This is a genomic window from Halobacillus rhizosphaerae, from assembly GCF_046719735.1.
Classification (GTDB): Bacteria; Bacillota; Bacilli; order Bacillales; family Halobacillaceae; genus Halobacillus_B; species Halobacillus_B rhizosphaerae.
Genome location: NZ_JAUTWQ010000010.1, coordinates 236337 through 255263 on the forward strand (window position 1 = coordinate 236337; position 18927 = coordinate 255263).

The following is an 18927-nucleotide window of genomic DNA, read 5'->3' on the forward strand; positions in this document are numbered from 1 at the left end:
TCCTCCTTGCTTATACTTTTACCCGCTTCAGCCTAAGAGAATTACTAACAACACTAACAGAGCTGAACGCCATCGCTGCTCCTGCTAACCACGGAGCTAACAGTCCGGCAGCAGCTATCGGTATCCCTGCGGTGTTATAGAATAAGGCCCAGAATAAATTCTGCTTAATATTTTTCATTGTCTTCTTACTGAGCAGGATCGCCTGAGGAATAAGAGTTAATTCCCCGCCTAGAATCGTTAAGTCTGCCGCTTCAATCGCAACATCCGTGCCTGTTCCGATAGCAATGCCGATATCTGCGGTGGCTAAGGCAGGTGCGTCATTGATACCATCTCCGACCATCCCTACTCGTTTTCCTTGTTGTTTCAGCTGATCGACATGGTGGGCCTTTTGTTCTGGAACGACTTCTGCTATGACTTCATCAATTCCTACTTGTTTGGCGATGGCCTGCGCTGTTCTTTGATTATCGCCTGTCAGCATGACTAAATGAATTCCCATTTCCTTTAGAGAGGACAGCGCCGTTTTGGCTGTTGGCTTCACTTGGTCTGCAACCGCAATCAGTCCTCTCGCTTTGCCATTAAGAGCGGCCAGCATGACCGTTTTCCCATCAGCTTCCCATTCTTCCATTAAGGATTGATAGGATTCAAAGTTTACCTCTTCTTGAGTCAGTAATTTCTTTGTACCAATTAATAATTGCTGCCCCTGAATGACGGCTTTCACACCAAACCCGGGCTGAGCTTCAAACTGATCAACTTCAACGGTCGGCACCTGATTCGCTTCTCCATATTGCACTATAGCACCTGCAAGCGGGTGTTCCGATTGCCATTCAGCACTGACCACAAGACTTACTATTTCGTCATCCTCTGCGGTGAAATTCGTCACTTCCGGTTCGCCTTTCGTCAGGGTTCCTGTTTTATCAAAAACGATCGTATCTAAGCGATGAGCCGCTTCCAGGTATTCCCCGCCTTTATAAAGAATCCCCATTTCAGCTCCTTTTCCTGTCCCAACCATAATTGAAGTTGGAGTGGCCAGACCAAGTGCACAGGGGCAGGCAATAACGAGCACAGCTATTGCTGCTTCTAACGCAGAAGCTAAATTGCCAGGCTGAATGGCAAACATCCACACGAAAAACATAACCAGCGCTATGCCAACTACAATCGGGACAAAGTAACCACTGATCACATCGGCTAACCGCTGAATCGGCGCTTTAGACCCTTGAGCTTCCTCTACCACTTGAATGATGTGATAAAGCGCCGTATCCTTGCCTACCTTCGTTGCTTTCATGTGAACCGTGCCATTTTTGTTTATCGTAGAACCAATTACAGGAGAACTCTCCTGCTTCTCCACTGGGATAGACTCTCCAGTAATCATTGATTCATCCACAGCGGTCTGTCCGCTCTCTATTATTCCATCCACAGGGAACTTTTCACCGGGACGGACGAGCAGCAGGTCCCCCGCCTTCACTTGTTCAACGGGAACTTTTTTCTGGACCCCATTATCCAGTAAAGTTGCCTCTTTCGCCTGCAGATTTAATAAACTGGAAATCGCTTGAGTGGTCCTTCCTTTTGCGATAACTTCAAAATATTTGCCGAGTAAAATTAAGGTGATTAAAATTGCACTCGTTTCAAAATAAAGGTGTGCCTCTGTGGTGGTGAAAAGAGACCGGATGAGTTCCGCCAGACTATAAAAGTAAGCGGCACTGGTCCCGAGCGCCACGAGAACATCCATATTTGCTGAACCATTTTTCAGATTCTTATAAGCACCTTCATAGAACTGCCAGCCAATAATAAATTGAACTGGAGTGGCCAGGACAAACTGCAGCCACGGATTATTTAAAATTTCGGGAACGGGGAGACCGATGAAATGGTTAACCATCATAAGCAGCAGCGGCAAAGAGAGTACAGCTGAAACAATCAGCTTCACTCGCTGCCGTTTGATTTGTTCTTCCTTATGGGACTGCTTATCCTCCCGATCCGCCCTCGGTTCGGCATCATAGCCTAGTTTTTTGATTCGGGCAATGAGTTCCTCCGTTTCAGTCAGACCAGGATAATATTCTATATGTGCGATTTCATTAGCGAGATTAACAGAGGCTTGATGTACCCCCTCCATCTTATTGAGAACTTTTTCTATTCTAGTCGAGCAGGCTGCACAGGTCATACCGTAAATATCCAGCTCCATCGTTTCTTTCAGCACGTCATAGCCTAGCTTTGAAATTCTTGCTTGGATATCCGCTGAATTCACCTGATCTTGATTGTATTGAATTTTAGCGTTTTCCATCGCTAAGTTTACTTGAGCTTCTACGCCCTCCATTTTATTGAGTGATTTTTCAATCCGGGTGGAGCAAGCGGCACAAGTCATTCCTGTAATACCGACGTTCACACTTTTTTCCTCACTCATGAGATGTTACCTCCTTATTTGGAGAATTGCTGAATGACCTTCATTAATTCATCAATGGCTTCTTCCCCTTCGCCTTGCTTAATAGCATCGGCCACGCAATGGTGGGTGTGCCGTTCCAATAATGAATAGCCTACTTTATTCATGGCATTATTAATCGCTGAAATTTGTACTAACACATCAACACAATAGCGATCGTTTTCTACCATTTTTTGAATCCCTCTTACTTGACCTTCTATTCGTTTCAGACGATTTAAGACTGCTGTTTTTTCTTCATCCGTTCTTGGAGTTACGGGTTTCTTACCACTATTTTCAGGTAAATGATTATCGCACATGGTGGATGCTCCCTTCCCTTATTCATAATATACCCCTTTAAGGTATTTTAAATCAACCAATTGAAACATGAGTTTTTTCTTCTTTAAACGTTTAACAAAATACTGATACGGGGTATGTGAATACTAAATACATTGATGAGGTGATGTTCATGTTAAGTGTTATATCCTGGATCTTTTTAGCTATTGGACTATTATCTTCCCTTATCATTTTAATGGATGTGATCAAACATCCACAAATGATGAAGGTTATGAATGTCGTCTGGCCGATCAACGGCTGGTTCTTTGGTCCGATTGCCTTGTGGACTTATTTTAAATGGGGAAGAATTAAAGCGCAGAACCTAGAGAAAGATGATAACCGCGGACAGCCGGCAAAAGTTTTTGTTTCTACCAGCCACTGTGCAGCAGGCTGCTCGTTTGGCGATGCAGTCGGGGTGCCGATTGTCGCGCTGACTGGTCTTATGATAGCTGGTACCACATTATTTGCTCACTATACCGTAGAGTTTATTCTCGCTTATATTTTTGGAATCATTTTTCAATTTTATGCGATTTACCCGATGAACAAGGAAGCTGGAGCTATGAATGCGATTAAAGAAGCGATTAAAGCTGATTCGCTGTCGCTGATTGCTTTTGAAATTGGCATGTTCGGCTGGATGGCCATTGTACATTATTTACTATTTACCGAACCGCCTAAACCGCATGAACCAACATACTGGTTTATGATGCAGATTGCGATGATCCTCGGGTTCCTTACAAGCTATCCTGCAAACTGGTTCTTAGTGAAAGTCGGAATAAAAGAAGCGATGTAATAAAGAAAAAAGCTCAATGGTCGCCTCAGTGCCTGTCCATTGAGCTTTTTTAATGAATGAAATCCGGATGCCGAATACACTCATTTTCCTTCGACTAAAGGAACGATCTCCTTTACCAAGACCGTGGCTCAGAATTTGCCCTTCCTTAGTAAAATTCATGATAAGATGATTCTAATCTTACTTCGTTTCAATCGAACACTATTTTCTGTTTCATGCGAGTAGAATAGGACAGCTAAAGTAAGATAGAAAGAAATCCTGCACTTAGCTTAGTATCAAATCGAAGAAGGAGCGTCTCAGATATATGACTTTACCCACACGCATTTTCGACCCAGAGCATACTCTTAGAAATGGTCTGAATCATCATAGGAACGAAAGGATCACCCCATGAAAACGACGATCTTTCAAAACAGTTTCCTCCGGTTTCTGGCTGTGGGAATAGTCAATACGATTTTCGGTTTGTCCGTGACCTTTCTTTCCTTCCATTCAGGCGTGTCCTACTACATTTCAACCCTGTTGGGAACCGTCGTGGGTGCTATCATAAGTTATCTTTTAAACCGTACGTTTACATTTAAAAGTACTACTTCATTTAACAAAAGTGCGTGGAAATTCATAGTCGTTATTCTTATCTGTTATTTCTTTTCCTACTCGGTGAGTATTCCCATTATCCAATATGGGTATAGTTTTCTCCCTGTCTTCATGGAGCCTTATCAAGGAGACTTTACTATTCTTTGCGGGGCAGGGATTTATACGATCTCCAATTACCTGGGGCAGAAGTACTTTGTGTTCTAGTTTGTCCTCTCGTTTATTAAAACGTTCACAAGTTCTTATGGATCAGGTATTTTTTACTATTTTATGAATATTAAGGTACTTTTCCATTTTTATCTCTTTCTTTTTACTCAGCTTTTTTTGTATACTTTTAAAGAATCTTACTTTTAAGGTGACTAAAGAAGGAGTTGCAAGGAAGTGTCTTTCTATAAATCTATTGTTCTATTATTTATTTGTCTGCTGTTCATTGGGTTAGAGACGGTTGATTCGGTGGCAGCTGAAGCTGACGCCGCTGATAGCAGTCATGATGTATGCCAGACAGACTGCCAATTTTATTACGTAAATAACCATTCTACTACATTAGTGAATGGAAAGAATAACAGCCGCTTTGCTCCCATTACTTCTCTAGTTGCCCAAAAAGCAGGGGGAACGATCTACAACTATTATTCGTTGAGCAAACCAGCGTCTAATGCAACGGAATCACAGTTGGTTCCTATCGATCCTTTGGTAGAAGCTGAATCACTGATCACCGTTCAAGGCGAAGAAGGATCCGAAGCGGTCACGTCTATCGGCGGCGGAAATCTGAAATTAAAACAATTGATGAAAAAACACCTCCGTCTAAACGGCTTTACCGTTAAAGAAAACTATCAAGCTCAAGCAACGGATAAGAAAGAGGTCTCTCTTATATTTACAGAAGCCCAGGGAGAAGCTTTCTTAACTGGTGGTGAAGGTAACCTTTCTTCAGCAGCCCCTTCGAATGGAACTGACAAACTTAATCAATATACCCAGGCCATTCAAGATGCTCTTAATGAATATCATACCGAGAAGAACGTCTGGATTTGGGACAGCCCGTCAGTTACGAAGAACCTTGAGGAAGCTATGCAATTTCTAACTGATCAGCAGGTTACCAATATCTATCTCCATTTTGACACGAGAATTCCGGACCCTGTCTATCGTTCTTTCATTCAAAAAGCATCCAATCAGGGAATCACAGTTCATGCCCTGATGGGACAGCCCAAATGGGGACTGAAAGCCTACACTTCAGAAGCCCTGCATCGAATTGACCTTGTCGCGAAGTATAACCACAATGCCTCTCCAAGAGAACAGTTTGCAGGAATCCACTTTGATATTGAACCCTATGTCATGGACGTATGGGATCATGAACGCACGACGGTATTAAAAGAGTGGTCAGCTTCAGCAAAGCAGTATATTTCCTATGCCAAAAGTAAAGGATTTATCGTAGGGAGCTCCCTGCCTTTCTGGACGGATCAAAGTGCCGTAGAAGTTCACTATCCTGACTTTTATAAAGAAATGATTGATCGTCAGGATTATGTCACACTTATGGCCTATCGGAATAAGGCTCTCGGATCAAATAGTATTACTAAGTTAACTGCAGGTGAGATGAAGTACGCGACCTCTCCAAAAGTAGAAATTGGGGTGGAATTGCTGCCCAATAGTGTGGATTATTTAAGCTTCCATAACCGCAGCACTGTGGATATGGAAAAGGAACTAGCTCATGTCCGGAATTATTATACCCAGCTTAAATCTAAAGGGTTTAAAGGAATCACCATTCATGATTATGAGGAGTGGAAGGCTAAACCTGCCCTTCCATTCGAAAATTCGGAACCAAAGTCATTCAGCAGAATATCAGGTCATACCCGGTACGAAACTTCGGAGGCCTTTACGAACAAAATCCCGGACCATTCGCTCGATACCGTTATTCTTACGGACGGCACCAACTACCCGGATGCACTCGCAGGAGGGGTGCTAAATAAATCTCTGAACGGAGTCATTATGCTCGTAAATGACCGCCAAAACGTTCTGCAGCCTAAACTAAAAGAAGCTCAAAGACTGCTAAAAGACAATGGCCGCATTACAGTTCTCGGAGGAACGGGAGCTGTATCCTCGGCGGTATCCCAGCAATTTCATGATCTTGGCTACCCTGTTATCAGGATCGCAGGAACAAATCGTGTAGAAACCGCCATTCAAATTGCCCAGCATGTGAAGGACAAACCTGCTCAATTATTTATTGCTGACGGTAATAACTTTGCAGATGCGCTCAGTATCGTCCCTTACGCAACAAAGAGTCAGGCGCCAATCCTGCTTAATACAGCTAACGCAGGTCTTAATCAAGAAATTATCTCCTATATACAAACACACCCATCTGTCACTTCGGCTACGATTATCGGCGGTCCAAACGCTGTGCCGCCTCAAGCAGAGACGATGTTAAAGCAGTTAGGCATTCCTAAGATTAGAAGAATTGCCGGAACAGAACGATCCTTAACCGCTTTAAAAATTGCCACCACGTATTATCCCCGTGCAACCCAGGCTGGGATTTCCAATGGCCATAGATTTCCTGATGCTTTATCGGGCAGCAGATATGCCTATTCCCACGATATGCCCATATTGCTTACTGACTCTGATCATGTAAACCGTGATGTTGCAAATTTCTCGAAACAGCTTCACAACTTTGTCTTTTTTGGCGGTGAAGGCGTTCTTTCACCAGCTTTAAAGAGTACATTTAAATAATTCAAAAAGACGACCTTCTCTAAACAGACGGTCGTCTTTTAATGCTGCTTCACCTTCATCAGTTAAAGATACGTGTAGCGGATGCAGCTTCTGATTTGTCCAGCCAGCTCATCAGGATTTTTCACTTCCAGAATAACAAATCGATACGTATGCCCCACCAGCTCTATGATTAACAAAGGGACCTGGTGTTCATACGATAGAAAATAAAGAAAATCCTGATATTTAAAGGTTCCTTCATAGATATTAAGCGGGGAAAAGGAGGTGCCCGGCACTCTTACTGTCCCGGCAGGCGGTTTAAAATAATCAACAGTCGCACTCTTAATCATATGATAAGGAATTGTGACATCTTTTTTTAACGCTAGTAACCTGATCCATCCAAGCTTAACTACTAATTCCGTGTCGGTAAATTCCAGACTCCTTCTCATTCTAACTCTCCTCCAAAGTTGTTTAATAAGGTGTCCCTGGCTATTTATCCAATTGGTTTCTATTCTTCTATTTTACTATATGTTGGAGGATTTTTGGAATTGCTAAATTTTAAGAGTTTCTTCCAGTCTTGTCCGAAATTCTCAAAGGCCGTTCTCCCATTCTTCAAAACTGTTAAATTGTAAACTGTTTCAGAACGATATACGATAGAAACAGACGTCTTAAATAAATCTTTCAAATTAGGAGGAAAAGATCCTTGAAGAAAAGTATACCTTTATTCCTGTTCGTGCTTTTTGCTTTATCCATCCCTCATTCATCGGTCCATGCAGCTGAAAGTGGGAAAGTCGTCATTTTAGACCCCGGCCACGGAGGAGAGTACAAAGGAACTGTCGGTTATTCCGGTGATCAGACAGGATATGTAGAAAAGAAAGCTAACCTCGATGAAGCTTATCAAGTTAGAAGTGTATTAGAAAAAAAAGGCTACACCGTACACATGACTCGAAGTACGGATAAGGATTTCGGCTCCCCGGTACATACCGATTTAAGAAACCGGATCAACATAGCAAATGATTGGGCAAAAGGAAATAATGATAATTCCATTTTCATTTCCCTGCACCATAATTCGGATGCCGTAGATCCACACGTCCGAGGGTATGAAACCTATTATTATGATATTAACAATGGAGTTGACGAGGATTTTCCCCCAGACCAACTGCAAATCAAGTATTCACCTGAGAGCAAACGACTCGCCCACATTATGCATCAAGAGATCTTGAAGGATGTTTCCATTTCCGAGGGGCCAGAGGGGATTACAGGAAATGATTTATTTGTCACCAGAAATGCGCAGATGCCAGCCGTCTTAGTAGAGCTTGGTTACATGTCCAATCCACAGGAAGAAGCCCTTATTAAGACATCCAGTTTTCAAAATCAGGTGGCTCAAGCGATTGGAAAAGCGACCGATCAATTCTTTAGCGTTTTTGAAGTGTATGATGATCAAAATAACCGGCTGAAGATTTATGCGGATAAAGAAGATGCCCTTAACTACGCTAAATCACGAGAAAATGTGTACGTCTTTGATAAAATGAATCAAAAACGAATTTATAGTAATATTTCTCAACGATATGGCGTGTATCATGTATCGAACCCTTCCATTAATCAATGGTTTAATACCAAAGAGGATGCTCTTACCTATGCGGAGCACTGGAAACATACACGGGTCGTTGATAATGATACCGGAGAAATTCTCTGGTCCAACTATCTGTTGAAGGATTTTATCGTTGAACACCCGAAAAATGGGATTCTTTCGAAAAACTATCAAGCCCAATCAGCCATCGATTATGCTAAGCATTGGAAGCATACAGCGGTCATCAATACGAAAACCGATCAAGTTCACTGGACCAATTATTTAACAAAGAAATTTCATGTGAACGCTCCTTCTAAAAGAACGCTCAAGCAGTTTTACCACCAAAAACCGGCGGTAGAATACGCTAAAAACTGGGCAGGTACGGAAGTGGTTAATAGTGAGAATGACTCGGTAGTGTGGAAAAATCCTCAGAAAGGGAATTCCGACCCATTTGAATCCACTGAGATTTCTTCCCATGCCCGGGAAACAACGGCCGTAGAAGTTTCAAAGGCCCTTTATCCAAACGGATTTCCAAAGGATCATGCTTATAAAACGGTCATTCTGTCCACATCAACCGCATATGCGGATGCGCTTTCCGCTGCTCCTCTTGCTGCTCAAAAAGGAAATGCACCCATTTTATTAAGCAGACCCAATAAAATTCGTCCCGAAGTTGTAAATGAACTCAAACGGTTAGGTACGGAAAATGTCATTATTTTAGGCGGACCAAATGCTATCAGCGAGCAGATCAAACAACAGCTGTCTTCCAAAGGATACACGGTAGATCGTATCGCGGGTAAAAACCGAATTGAAACGAATCAAAAAGTGAATGCTGAGCTTAAAAATGTTCAAGGAGCAATCGTTGCCTCCAGTCACAGTTTTCCAGATGCTCTGGGAGCTGCCCCAATTGCGGCCATTAAAAATTGGGCCATCGTCTTAACTAACGAGAAGATGGATAACAAAAGCAAAGCCTTCGTTAACTTCAAACAAATCGCCATAGTCGGCGGTCCAGGAGTTGTCTCTGACCAAGTGGAAAAAGATCTTATTAAACAAAACGGAAAAGACCGAGTAGTCCGGCTGGCAGGAACTCAACGCTATGAAACCCAGCAAAAAGTATTACATTACTTTAGAGAGGATATCTCTTCCTCTTATGTTCTAACCGCTACAGGAGAAAACTTTCCTGATGCTTTATCTGCGTCTTCTCTCGCTTATAAATACAATGCACCGCTTGTCTTAACCGATGATAAACTCGATCCAGCAACTGATCAGTTTCTAACCCAGTACGGTCATTCAAGTGTAGTGAAACACTTAAGAGTCGTAGGCGGAGTGTTGAAAGATCAAGTCGTTCAGCAGATCACCAGTGATCTTAAATAGTCACGAAGATTACCAGCCAACGAAGCAGCAACATTAACAGTACAACGCAGAAAACCCGAACCAATGTAACGATTGGTTCGGGTTTTCTCGTGACTTTTTTCTTTTAAAAATTAATCATAGAAGTTGGATTAATCGCATTCGACTTCGCGTAATTCCAAGTTCCACGGTGCAATTCAAAGTGCACGTGCGGTCCGGTTGAATCACCGGTGCTTCCCATTAAGCCAATCTGAGTTCCTTGGGAAACATACTGTCCTTCTCCAACCAGCCTTTGTTCCATATGAGCGTAAACTGTAGTATAGATCTGGCCATTAATAGAGTGGGTTATAAATACCACTTTCCCATAAGTGTCAGAATCATAGGAACGGAAGACCTGTCCAGATGCGGACGCGTAAATAGGTGTACCTTCCGTGTTCGCAATATCAACACCAGGGTGCATCTCGCCGTCCCTTGGGCCGAAGTAAGAGGAAATAATTCCTGTTGCCGGACGGGCAAAGTTTCCACTTGCTGCTGGCGGAGCAGAAGTATGAGATACGCTGGAACTGCTAGAGCTGGAGCTTTCCGAGCTGCCTGAAGAACTGGAGGATGTAGATTTAGCCGCTTGAGCTTTTTCTCTCGCCGCTTTTTCTCTTGCAGCTTTTTTACGTGCTGCTTCTTCCGCTTTCTTCTTTCTTTCTATTTCTGCTTGAATTTCGGACTCGTGTTTCTTCGCTGCGTCCATGGCTGCCTGAATGGATGCCTGTTGCTTGTCCAGCAATTCCTGACGCTCTTTTAACTGCATCTTTTGATGACTAAGTTCGCTATTCTGCTCTTTTAATTTCTCAAGCATTTGTTCTTTTTTTGCTTTTTGATCAGCGAGCTGGGCTTTGATGGATTCTAGATCCTTTTTCGCCTGGACGAGCTGCTTTTTCTTCTCTTCTACTTTTACCTTTTTCTCCTGCAAAAGCTTCTTTTCTTTCATATGAGTGTCCATAATGTTTTTGTCTTGATCCATAATCGTGGTTACCGCTGAAGCACGATCAAGAAAATCACCAAAACTCTGGGCGCCCATTAATACTTCCAAGTACTTAACGTCCCCGCCATTTTGCTGAAGGGCACGCAAACGTTTCGTTAACAATTCTTCCCGTTTTTTGATCCTTTTCTTTAATTCAGCAATATCCGATTCCAGCTGCTTAATGTCAGCTTCTGTCTGCTTAATTTCTTCTTGTTTTGCTTCAAGCTTTTTTTCATTTTCATCTAATTTATTTACCAGCTTCGTAATATTCGATTCTGTAGTCGACTGTTTTTTTTCGTTTTCAGCAATTTTCTTTTCGGTTTGTTCTTTCTTGCTGGAAACATCATTTTTCTTATCCTTAACGTCTCCTTGTTTATCCTGGAGATCGTTGATTTCGCCTCTTACGTCGTCTAATTTAGAGTCGGCCGCTACATGCTCTGAAGAAGCAAGCAGTGAGGCAGCTATGAGTAGTGTAGATAATACTGTCACATTGAACTTTTTCATCAGACCTGTTCTCCCCTTTTCCACTTATACTTTCAGGAATTTCCTAACACTCATCACGCTTCCCCATACACCGATAAAAGCACCGATCGCTAAGATAATTCCTGCGAGCTCCCATACAAACGGATTGAAAGGAAGTAACTCGACAAAGTCAAATTTGATCTTGTCACGCAAATGATAGTAAAGATAGTAATAGCCGGAAGCGACCCCTGCAATAGGGATAATCGAACCAAGCACCCCCAGCATCAGTCCTTCGATAAAGAACGGCCAGCGGATAAATCCATTGGTGGCTCCTACTAACTTCATAATTCCGATCTCTTTGCCTCGTGCTATAATCGTAATCTTAATCGTATTGGAGATGAGGAAAATCGCTGTAAAAACAAGACCGACAATCAGCGCTAATCCTATGTTTCTAGCATATTTATTAAACTGGAACAAACGCTGCACAATTTCTTCGCCATAGTCCACCTTATACACGTGGTCAAATTCTTTAATTTTATTTGCAATGGGCACAACGTCTGTCGGATTCTTCGGTTTGATCACATACGCATCATTCAGTGGATTGCTTTGTTTAAATAATTCGAAAGCCTTTCCCTGATCTCCTAAACTATCAATCAGCTCTTTTAACTCTTCTTCTTTTGGAGAGAAGTTAATACTTTCTAAATCAGGGAGACTATTCAATTTATCTTTTAAGGCATCCGCCTCCTGACCACTAGCCGTCCGGTCGACAAGCACCTTAATTTCAACATCTTTTTCCACTTTGTTCGCGACTTCATTGAGATTCAACATCACGGCAAGAAAAACACCGACGAGCAGTAAAGTAGTAGTCACCGCACCGATCGCAGAAACGGTCATCCAGCCATTTCTCCAAACACTTTTACCACCTTCACGAAAATGACGTCCGAGAGTTCTAAATTTCATAACCATACTCCCCTCGAGCTTCATCTCGCACGATCATGCCGTCTTCAATCGCAATGACACGTTTACGGATGGTATTTACAATTTCCTGACTGTGGGTTGCCATTAATACAGTAGTACCGGCAGAGTTGATTTCCTCTAAAATGTGCATAATTTCCCAAGAAGTATCGGGATCGAGGTTCCCTGTAGGCTCATCCGCTATGAGCAGCTTGGGGTGATTGACGATCGCTCGTGCGATAGAAACCCTTTGCTGCTCTCCTCCAGATAGCTCATCCGGAATAAAGCGTGCTTTATTCTTCAAACGAACCTGGTCGAGCACATCCATTACTCTGCGGCGGATATTTACCGGAGTTTCTTCAATTACTTCTAAAGCAAAGGCAACATTTTCATAAACTGTGAGTCTTGGAAGGAGCCGGAAATCCTGATATACGACTCCAATCTGCCGCCGAAGCTTAGGTACACGCCGTTCTTTAATAGTCGTCAAATTCTGGTCATTAATCATAACGGTTCCTTTGCTGGCTTTCTCCTCACGAAACATAAGTCTGACAAATGTCGATTTGCCTGCCCCGCTCGGTCCTACTACATAAACAAATTCACCTTGATCAATATGTACGTCTAACCCGTTTAAAGCCGTCACTCCATTGGGGTACGTCTTATAAACACCCTTCATATCTATCATTTTACTCTCACCTTTATCTCTTTTGTATCTAGTTCATGATGCTGTGCATACATGTGTCTGTCTTAAGTCCGTACCCATTATAACATCTTAATTCTATTTTTTTAGACATAAAAATATTACATTTGTGTTTCATAAAGTTACTTACATTGATAAGATTCGTCAAATTTCTTAGAACCCCTTCTTTTTTCCTATATAAAAAAACCCAACTCACGAGAGTCGGGCTTTTCCTAAGTATAAGTTACTTCTTAGCGGCTAGCCAGCTGGCGATCAATTCGCGGTCAGAGTCTCCAACAGATTGAGGCGGCATACCATTTTTTCCGTTTTTAATAATGTTCTGGATGTCATCAGCTGAATACTTGGCGCCGACTTTTTGTAACGAAGGTCCGTATCCGCCGCCCAGGTCATTGCCGTGGCAGCTAATGCAGCCGTTTTGTTCGAATGCTTCTTTAGCTGCCTTCGCATCCACATCTGAACTCGCTTGGTCCCCGTTTCCGGAGCTATCCTTACTCCCTTGAGAAGAATCATCCTGAGAGGTTTGGTCAGACTGATCATTGGAACCAGATCCACCCTCATCCCCTCCGCCGCTGCAGGCGCTAAGAACTAACAGTACGGTAAGAAGTAGTGCAAATAATAGTTTCTTCAATAGTGTTCCCCCTAGCTCTGTAATTATCGGATAACACAGAGATATTATAACCTAGTCAAGACGTTTTGAAACCCTCGCCAAGCACCTCAGAAGCGTTCATAGCCACGACAAATGCCCCAGGATCAATCACTTTGACAGTTTGTGTCAATTTAATGAATTCATTCTGCTGCACCACACACATAATGACCTGGCGTTCTTTTTCGGTATAGCCGCCGGCACCGCTTAATACGGTTACCCCACGGTCAATTTCATGCAAAATGGCGCTTCTTACTTTTTCTACATCCTCGGTAATAATCATCACATTTTTTGAAGTGCTGAAACCGACCTGGACAAAATCGATGGTCCGGCTGGTGGCAAATAATCCGATCAGAGCGTATAAGCCTTCTTCTACGGAAAATACAATTGCCGAAGTGAGCACAATCATTCCATCCAGCATTGCCACACTAATGCCCAGCGGAAAGTGGGTGAATTTGTGCAGCACCTGGGCAGCGAGATCGATTCCACCCGTCGAAGCCCGTCCTCGGAATACGATTCCAAGTCCTAAGCCAACTCCCATACCGCCAAAAATAGCACCGAGAAGCGGATTTGGCGTGGCCGGCTCCAGACTGCTGGTAAGAATAACAAAGGCAGGCAGCAGGAGCGTCCCTACAAAGGACTTAATGCCGAAATTCTTGCCCAAGATTGAGACACCAATAATAAATAACGGAATGTTTAAAATCCATTGAACAACTCCCGGTTCCCAGCCGAAGACTCCTTTGGTAATCGTACTGATCCCGGCTACTCCCCCGGAAGCAATATTGTTCGGTAGTAAAAATATATTAAATGCAAGTGCCACAAAAAAAGACCCGACAATAACGAGTGCAAAATCGATTGCTTCTCGCATTTTTGGCGGCATCGGCTCTCTTCGGTATTTTTTTGCCATCATCATGATGCAGTTCCCTCCTGTTTAACGTTTCACATAAGCCGATAGGAGTATAACACTAGGCGATAAGCCTGTAAATGAGAGCGAAATGACGTGTTAATGCAGTAAAGCACTGCTGTTGAGTAATAGCCTGCCACGAAAGGAAGCGATTCATTCTCAGGCGAACTGCATAGAAAAGGCTCCCACGTATAACCGTGAAAGCCTGGCTGCCTTATGCATCCATTTGTGAACGAAGGTAAGCATCGATAAATTTGTTAAGGTCGCCATCCATGACGCCCTGGGTGTTGCCCACTTCCATATTCGTGCGGTGATCCTTCACCATAGAATAGGGATGGAAAACATAGGAACGAATTTGACTGCCCCAACCGATCTCTTTCTGTTCGCCGCGGATGTCATCCAGTTCCTGCTGCTGGCGTTCAATTTCCAGCTGATAAAGCTTGGATTTCAGCATTTTCATCGCTTGATCCCTATTCTTTATCTGAGAACGTTCAGACTGGCAGGTGACGACCGTGTTCGTAGGCAAGTGAGTAATCCTCACTGCCGAATCGGTCGTGTTGACGTGCTGACCGCCGGCACCGCTTGAGCGGTAGGTATCAATTTTCAAATCTTCGGTCCGGACATCAATTTCTACTTCATCATTGAATTCAGGCATCACTTCACACGAAACAAACGACGTATGACGGCGGCCTGATGAATCAAACGGAGAAATTCTCACTAAACGGTGCACGCCTTTCTCCGCTTTTAAATAACCGTAAGCATTGTGCCCCTTAATCAGCAGGGTCACACTCTTCACGCCGGCTTCCTCTCCAGGTAGATAGTCCATTGTCTCCACGGAAAAGCCTCTGCTTTCTGCCCAGCGCGTATACATACGCAGAAGCATACTCGCCCAGTCCTGAGACTCCGTACCGCCAGCTCCAGGGTGAAGTTCCAGAATCGCATTGTTCTTATCATAAGGCTCACTGAGAAGCAGCGTTAGTTCAAACTGATCCAAATCCTTGCGAAGCTTCTGGACCTGTTCCTCAAGATCCTGGTGAAGTTCTTCATCATACTCTTCCTTGACGAGTTCATAGGATACCTCTAAGTTCTCATGGTCTTCCTCATGCTCTTCAAGCGTGTGGACGAGGTACTTAAGCCCGTTCACTTCATCAATTACCTTTTGAGCAGTGTTTTGGTCCTCCCAGAACCCTGGCTCTGTCATTTGTTCTTCTAATTCAGCGATTCGGGTTTTCTTTTGATCGAGGTCAAAGAGACCCCCTGAAGTCCGCTAAACGATTAGCTGTATTGTTGAGTTCATGGCGGATTTCTGCCATATCCATAACGATCACTCCTAGAAAATTTTCTATTATATAGCCATAGTGAAAAGTATGCGCCGCAGACTGGGTCCGAATAATCACTGGTCGGCCAGTCGCAGATGACTTTTTTATAAGAATATGCGTCAGTTACTTCTTTCATAATTCCTTCGTAACAAGGGAAGACACTCTCCGGCTAGAGAGTGTCTTCTCCACTGAATCATTTCCCGTGGCAATTTTTATATTTTTTACCGCTGCCGCAAGGACAAGGATCATTGCGTCCGACGGTGTCCTTTTTGACAAAAGGAGTTCGCTTCTTACTTTCCTTGCTTTCTTCACCGTCGTTAGAAACGGCTTTTGCTCCTTGAGCAACTTCTTCCCGTTCCAAATTGTTGCGGATCTGGGCTTTCATCACATAGCGTGCCACTTCTTCATCAATGGTCGATACCATCTGTTCGAACATGCTGAAGCCTTCAAACTGATACTCGCGCAATGGATCGTTTTGTCCATAGGCACGCAGGTGAATTCCCTGACGAAGCTGATCCATCTGGTCAATGTGATCCATCCATTTCTGATCGACCGTACGAAGAAGGATAACTTTTTCAAACTCACGCATTTGTTCTTCGGTAAGCTCTTCTTCCTTCTCGTCGTAGCGCATTTTCACTTTTTCAAGGATGGCCTCCTGCATTTCGACTGGATCTTTGCCTTGCAAGTCTTTTACTGTAATGTCGCCTTCAAAAAGCAGGTTCGCTCTCACATAATCCACAATAGAATCAAGCTCCCAGTTCTCCTCTTCTTCATCCGAAGTATGGGCCTCGACACTACGCTGAACAGCTCGTTCAATCATTTGCTCAATAATTTCACGCAGATTATCGGAAGTTAATACATCAAAGCGCTGTTTATAAATGACTTCACGCTGCTGACGAAGAACATCATCATAGGAAAGAATCGTTTTACGAGCGTCAAAGTTGTTACCTTCCACCCTTTTTTGGGCAGATTCGACGGCTCTTGAGATCATTTTACTTTCGATTGGCTGCGAATCATCCATGCCGAGACGCTCCATCATATTGCGCATATTATCAGAAGCAAAGCGGCGCATTAATTCATCATCAGTCGCCAGATAAAATTGACTCATACCTGGATCCCCTTGACGTCCTGAACGACCACGGAGCTGGTTATCAATCCGGCGGGATTCGTGACGCTCCGTACCAATAACGGCAAGACCACCGACATCGGTTACTCCCTCGCCAAGCTTAATGTCTGTACCACGGCCGGCCATGTTAGTGGCAATCGTTACTGCCCCTTTTTGTCCGGCATTTTCAATAATTTCCGCCTCGCGGAAGTGGTTTTTGGCGTTCAAAACATTATGGGGAACGCCTGCTTTATCCAAATACCTCGAAATGATTTCAGAAGTTTCCACTGCCACGGTACCAACCAGTACCGGCTGGCCATTTTCATGGCGCTCTTTAATGTCTTGCACGACCGCTTTGAACTTTCCATCCATCGTTTTATAGACAAGGTCTGGTTTATCATCACGTACAATATCCCGGTTCGTAGGAATGACAATAACCCTCATATTATAAATGTTCAGAAATTCTTCTTCCTCCGTCTTCGCTGTACCGGTCATACCGGAAAGCTTTTCATACATACGGAACAAGTTCTGGAAGGTAATGGAAGCAAGCGTCATGCTTTCATTTTGAATTTGCAAACCTTCTTTTGCTTCAATGGCCTGGTGCAGACCGTCACTATAACGGCGCCCTTTCATTAAACGGCCGGTAAATTGGTCAACGATTACTACTTCTCCATCATCCACTACATAATCCGTATCCTTTAACATGCTCGTATGAGCTTTAAGGGCCTGGTTAATATGGTGAATTAATGTCACATTGGCCAAATCAAATAAATTTTCAATCTTAAAAAAGCGCTCAGCTTTATTAATGCCTTCTTCGGTCAGCAGGACATTTTTCGTTTTCACATCATAGGTGAAATCTTCATCTTGTTCGAGCAGACGGACGAAAGAATTCGCCGTTTGGTACAAGTCCGCTGATTTCGATGCTGTACCCGAAATGATCAACGGGGTACGGGCCTCATCAATTAAAATCGAGTCTACCTCATCAATAATCGCAAAGTGTAATGGACGCTGTACCATCTGTTCCTTGTATAACACCATATTGTCACGAAGGTAGTCGAAACCAAATTCGTTATTCGTACCATAGGTGATATCCGCCGCATAAGCTTCCCGTTTTTCTTCCTTCGACATCCCGTTTAAATTCAAGCCAACGGTTAGTCCCAAAAATTGAAACAGTTCGCCCATCTCTCTCGCATCACGGCTCGCCAGGTAATCGTTGACGGTAATAATGTGTACGCCTTTACCTGTAAGTGCGTTCAAGTATGCTGGCAAGGTAGAAGCAAGGGTTTTCCCTTCCCCGGTTTTCATCTCTGCAATGTTCCCTTCATGCAGAGCAATGGCTCCCAGCAGCTGGACTTTAAATGGACGCATTTTAAGCACACGTTTAGAGCCTTCGCGAACTACCGCAAAAGCTTCTACTAGTAAATCTTCTAATGAATCGCCTTTAGCATAGCGGTTCTTAAATTCTTCTGTTTTCTCGCGAAGTCCATCATCGGACAGTTTCTCATATTCGGCTTCTAAGGCATCTATATTCTCTGCCATCTTCTCTAGACGTTTCAGTTGGCGGGTGTTTCCATCGCCAAAAATTTTCTTTAAAGTTCCAAGCATTGCAACCGCTCCTCTATTGTTTCCCAATTCGGTTGAGTAGTATAATCCACTCCTTATCATAACATTAAGGGAAGTGTGCTGACAACAAAACGACTGTGGTTTAAATGCGCGTCTGATGGTGATTTGATGAGAGTGAAAGCTGTTAGTTATAAAAGTTGAGGGAGTTCCATATTTCACTAAACCTCCTATTTTATGAAGTCTCTGTTTTTAGGCATATTGAAGATTTCCGTTACGGGTAATAGCGCTTAGAGGTCAGGGAAATAACTCGGCCAGCTGCATCGCCCAGACCCTCGCGTCATAAGCAGAAACATCAACGGAATGATAGGGCGCATCCCTTTTGATGTTTCTGCTTATGCGTGTCGTGTCTACCAGGGCGATTCCGCATTTGTGCACTTTCCATGGGCGGACGGTGAGCTTCCTCAGGCTTTTGAAGTGACCCCTTATATTTGGACACTATGTAATTAAGCTATTTCTTGAAGTTTTTCACGATATTGCACAGGACT

The 18927-nt window shown here is 43.4% G+C and carries 14 protein-coding genes; 4 read left to right on the forward strand and 10 right to left on the reverse strand.

Annotated elements, in window-relative coordinates; genetic code table 11:
- Positions 1 to 10: 10 nt before the first annotated feature.
- On the reverse strand, positions 11 to 2395 hold the full coding sequence (locus tag Q7A53_RS12680) for a heavy metal translocating P-type ATPase (RefSeq protein ID WP_411789541.1): 2385 nt from the start codon (positions 2393 to 2395) through the stop codon (positions 11 to 13).
- A gap of 14 nt (positions 2396 to 2409) precedes the next feature.
- Positions 2410 to 2727, reverse strand: a complete 318-nt coding sequence (locus Q7A53_RS12685) for a metal-sensing transcriptional repressor (protein WP_411789542.1) — start codon at positions 2725 to 2727, stop codon at positions 2410 to 2412.
- A 149-nt stretch (positions 2728 to 2876) separates the two neighbouring features.
- Between Q7A53_RS12685 and Q7A53_RS12690 the strand changes: the two genes are divergently transcribed.
- The 3 genes from Q7A53_RS12690 to Q7A53_RS12700 all read left to right on the forward strand — a co-directional run bounded on the left by Q7A53_RS12690 (position 2877) and on the right by Q7A53_RS12700 (position 6827).
- On the forward strand, positions 2877 to 3533 hold the full coding sequence (locus tag Q7A53_RS12690) for a DUF4396 domain-containing protein (protein WP_411789543.1): 657 nt from the start codon (positions 2877 to 2879) through the stop codon (positions 3531 to 3533).
- Between the two features lie 384 nt (positions 3534 to 3917).
- The gene (locus Q7A53_RS12695; protein ID WP_411789544.1) at positions 3918 to 4322 is read left to right on the forward strand and encodes a GtrA family protein; all 405 of its coding nucleotides are present in this window, start codon (positions 3918 to 3920) and stop codon (positions 4320 to 4322) included.
- A gap of 174 nt (positions 4323 to 4496) precedes the next feature.
- A complete protein-coding gene (locus tag Q7A53_RS12700; protein WP_411789545.1) occupies positions 4497 to 6827 on the forward strand; it encodes a cell wall-binding repeat-containing protein in 2331 nt (776 codons plus the stop codon).
- 62 nt (positions 6828 to 6889) lie between these two features.
- Here the strand turns inward: Q7A53_RS12700 and Q7A53_RS12705 are convergent, their stop codons facing one another.
- Complete coding sequence (locus Q7A53_RS12705) at positions 6890 to 7252, reverse strand: hypothetical protein (RefSeq protein WP_411789546.1); 363 nt, start codon at positions 7250 to 7252, stop codon at positions 6890 to 6892.
- 254 nt (positions 7253 to 7506) lie between these two features.
- Here Q7A53_RS12705 and Q7A53_RS12710 point away from each other — a divergent pair, with 254 nt between their 5' ends.
- On the forward strand, positions 7507 to 9744 hold the full coding sequence (locus tag Q7A53_RS12710; protein ID WP_411789547.1) for a cell wall-binding repeat-containing protein: 2238 nt from the start codon (positions 7507 to 7509) through the stop codon (positions 9742 to 9744).
- 103 nt (positions 9745 to 9847) lie between these two features.
- On the opposite strand, the gene Q7A53_RS12715 is transcribed toward Q7A53_RS12710, so the two are convergent.
- The 7 genes from Q7A53_RS12715 to secA form a co-directional block, all read right to left on the reverse strand.
- Positions 9848 to 11239 (reverse strand): murein hydrolase activator EnvC family protein, encoded by a 1392-nt coding sequence (locus Q7A53_RS12715; protein ID WP_411789548.1) that lies wholly within the window; start codon positions 11237 to 11239, stop codon positions 9848 to 9850.
- A gap of 24 nt (positions 11240 to 11263) precedes the next feature.
- Positions 11264 to 12157 carry a permease-like cell division protein FtsX gene (gene ftsX / locus Q7A53_RS12720; protein WP_411789549.1) on the reverse strand — a complete coding sequence of 298 codons (894 nt, stop codon included), beginning with the start codon at positions 12155 to 12157 and terminating at the stop codon, positions 11264 to 11266.
- Positions 12147 to 12833, reverse strand: coding sequence for a cell division ATP-binding protein FtsE (gene ftsE, locus Q7A53_RS12725; protein ID WP_411789550.1), 687 nt, complete (start codon positions 12831 to 12833; stop codon positions 12147 to 12149). Before ftsE ends, ftsX begins: the two co-directional genes overlap by 11 nt.
- A gap of 238 nt (positions 12834 to 13071) precedes the next feature.
- Positions 13072 to 13476, reverse strand: a complete 405-nt coding sequence (locus Q7A53_RS12730) for a c-type cytochrome (RefSeq protein WP_411789551.1) — start codon at positions 13474 to 13476, stop codon at positions 13072 to 13074.
- Positions 13477 to 13531: 55 nt separating this feature from the next.
- Positions 13532 to 14398 (reverse strand): YitT family protein, encoded by an 867-nt coding sequence (locus Q7A53_RS12735; RefSeq protein WP_411789561.1) that lies wholly within the window; start codon positions 14396 to 14398, stop codon positions 13532 to 13534.
- Positions 14399 to 14609: 211 nt separating this feature from the next.
- A protein-coding gene (prfB, locus tag Q7A53_RS12740; protein ID WP_411789552.1) for a peptide chain release factor 2 occupies positions 14610 to 15714 on the reverse strand; the annotation gives its coding sequence in 2 pieces (ribosomal slippage) (positions 14610 to 15641 and positions 15643 to 15714; 1104 coding nt in all).
- Positions 15715 to 15907: 193 nt separating this feature from the next.
- A complete protein-coding gene (gene secA, locus Q7A53_RS12745; protein ID WP_411789553.1) occupies positions 15908 to 18424 on the reverse strand; it encodes a preprotein translocase subunit SecA in 2517 nt (838 codons plus the stop codon).
- Positions 18425 to 18927 lie beyond the last annotated feature (503 nt).

Coding starts and splice junctions, on each gene's coding strand:
- Q7A53_RS12695 (WP_411789544.1), top strand. CDS start 3,918: ATGAAAACGACGATCTTTCAAAACAGTTTCCTCCGGTTTCTGGCTGTG.
- Q7A53_RS12680 (WP_411789541.1), bottom strand. CDS start 2,395: ATGAGTGAGGAAAAAAGTGTGAACGTCGGTATTACAGGAATGACTTGT.
- secA (WP_411789553.1), bottom strand. CDS start 18,424: ATGCTTGGAACTTTAAAGAAAATTTTTGGCGATGGAAACACCCGCCAA.
- Q7A53_RS12690 (WP_411789543.1), top strand. CDS start 2,877: ATGTTAAGTGTTATATCCTGGATCTTTTTAGCTATTGGACTATTATCT.
- ftsX (WP_411789549.1), bottom strand. CDS start 12,157: ATGAAATTTAGAACTCTCGGACGTCATTTTCGTGAAGGTGGTAAAAGT.
- Q7A53_RS12715 (WP_411789548.1), bottom strand. CDS start 11,239: ATGAAAAAGTTCAATGTGACAGTATTATCTACACTACTCATAGCTGCC.
- Q7A53_RS12735 (WP_411789561.1), bottom strand. CDS start 14,398: ATGGCAAAAAAATACCGAAGAGAGCCGATGCCGCCAAAAATGCGAGAA.
- Q7A53_RS12685 (WP_411789542.1), bottom strand. CDS start 2,727: ATGTGCGATAATCATTTACCTGAAAATAGTGGTAAGAAACCCGTAACT.
- Q7A53_RS12705 (WP_411789546.1), bottom strand. CDS start 7,252: ATGAGAAGGAGTCTGGAATTTACCGACACGGAATTAGTAGTTAAGCTT.
- ftsE (WP_411789550.1), bottom strand. CDS start 12,833: ATGATAGATATGAAGGGTGTTTATAAGACGTACCCCAATGGAGTGACG.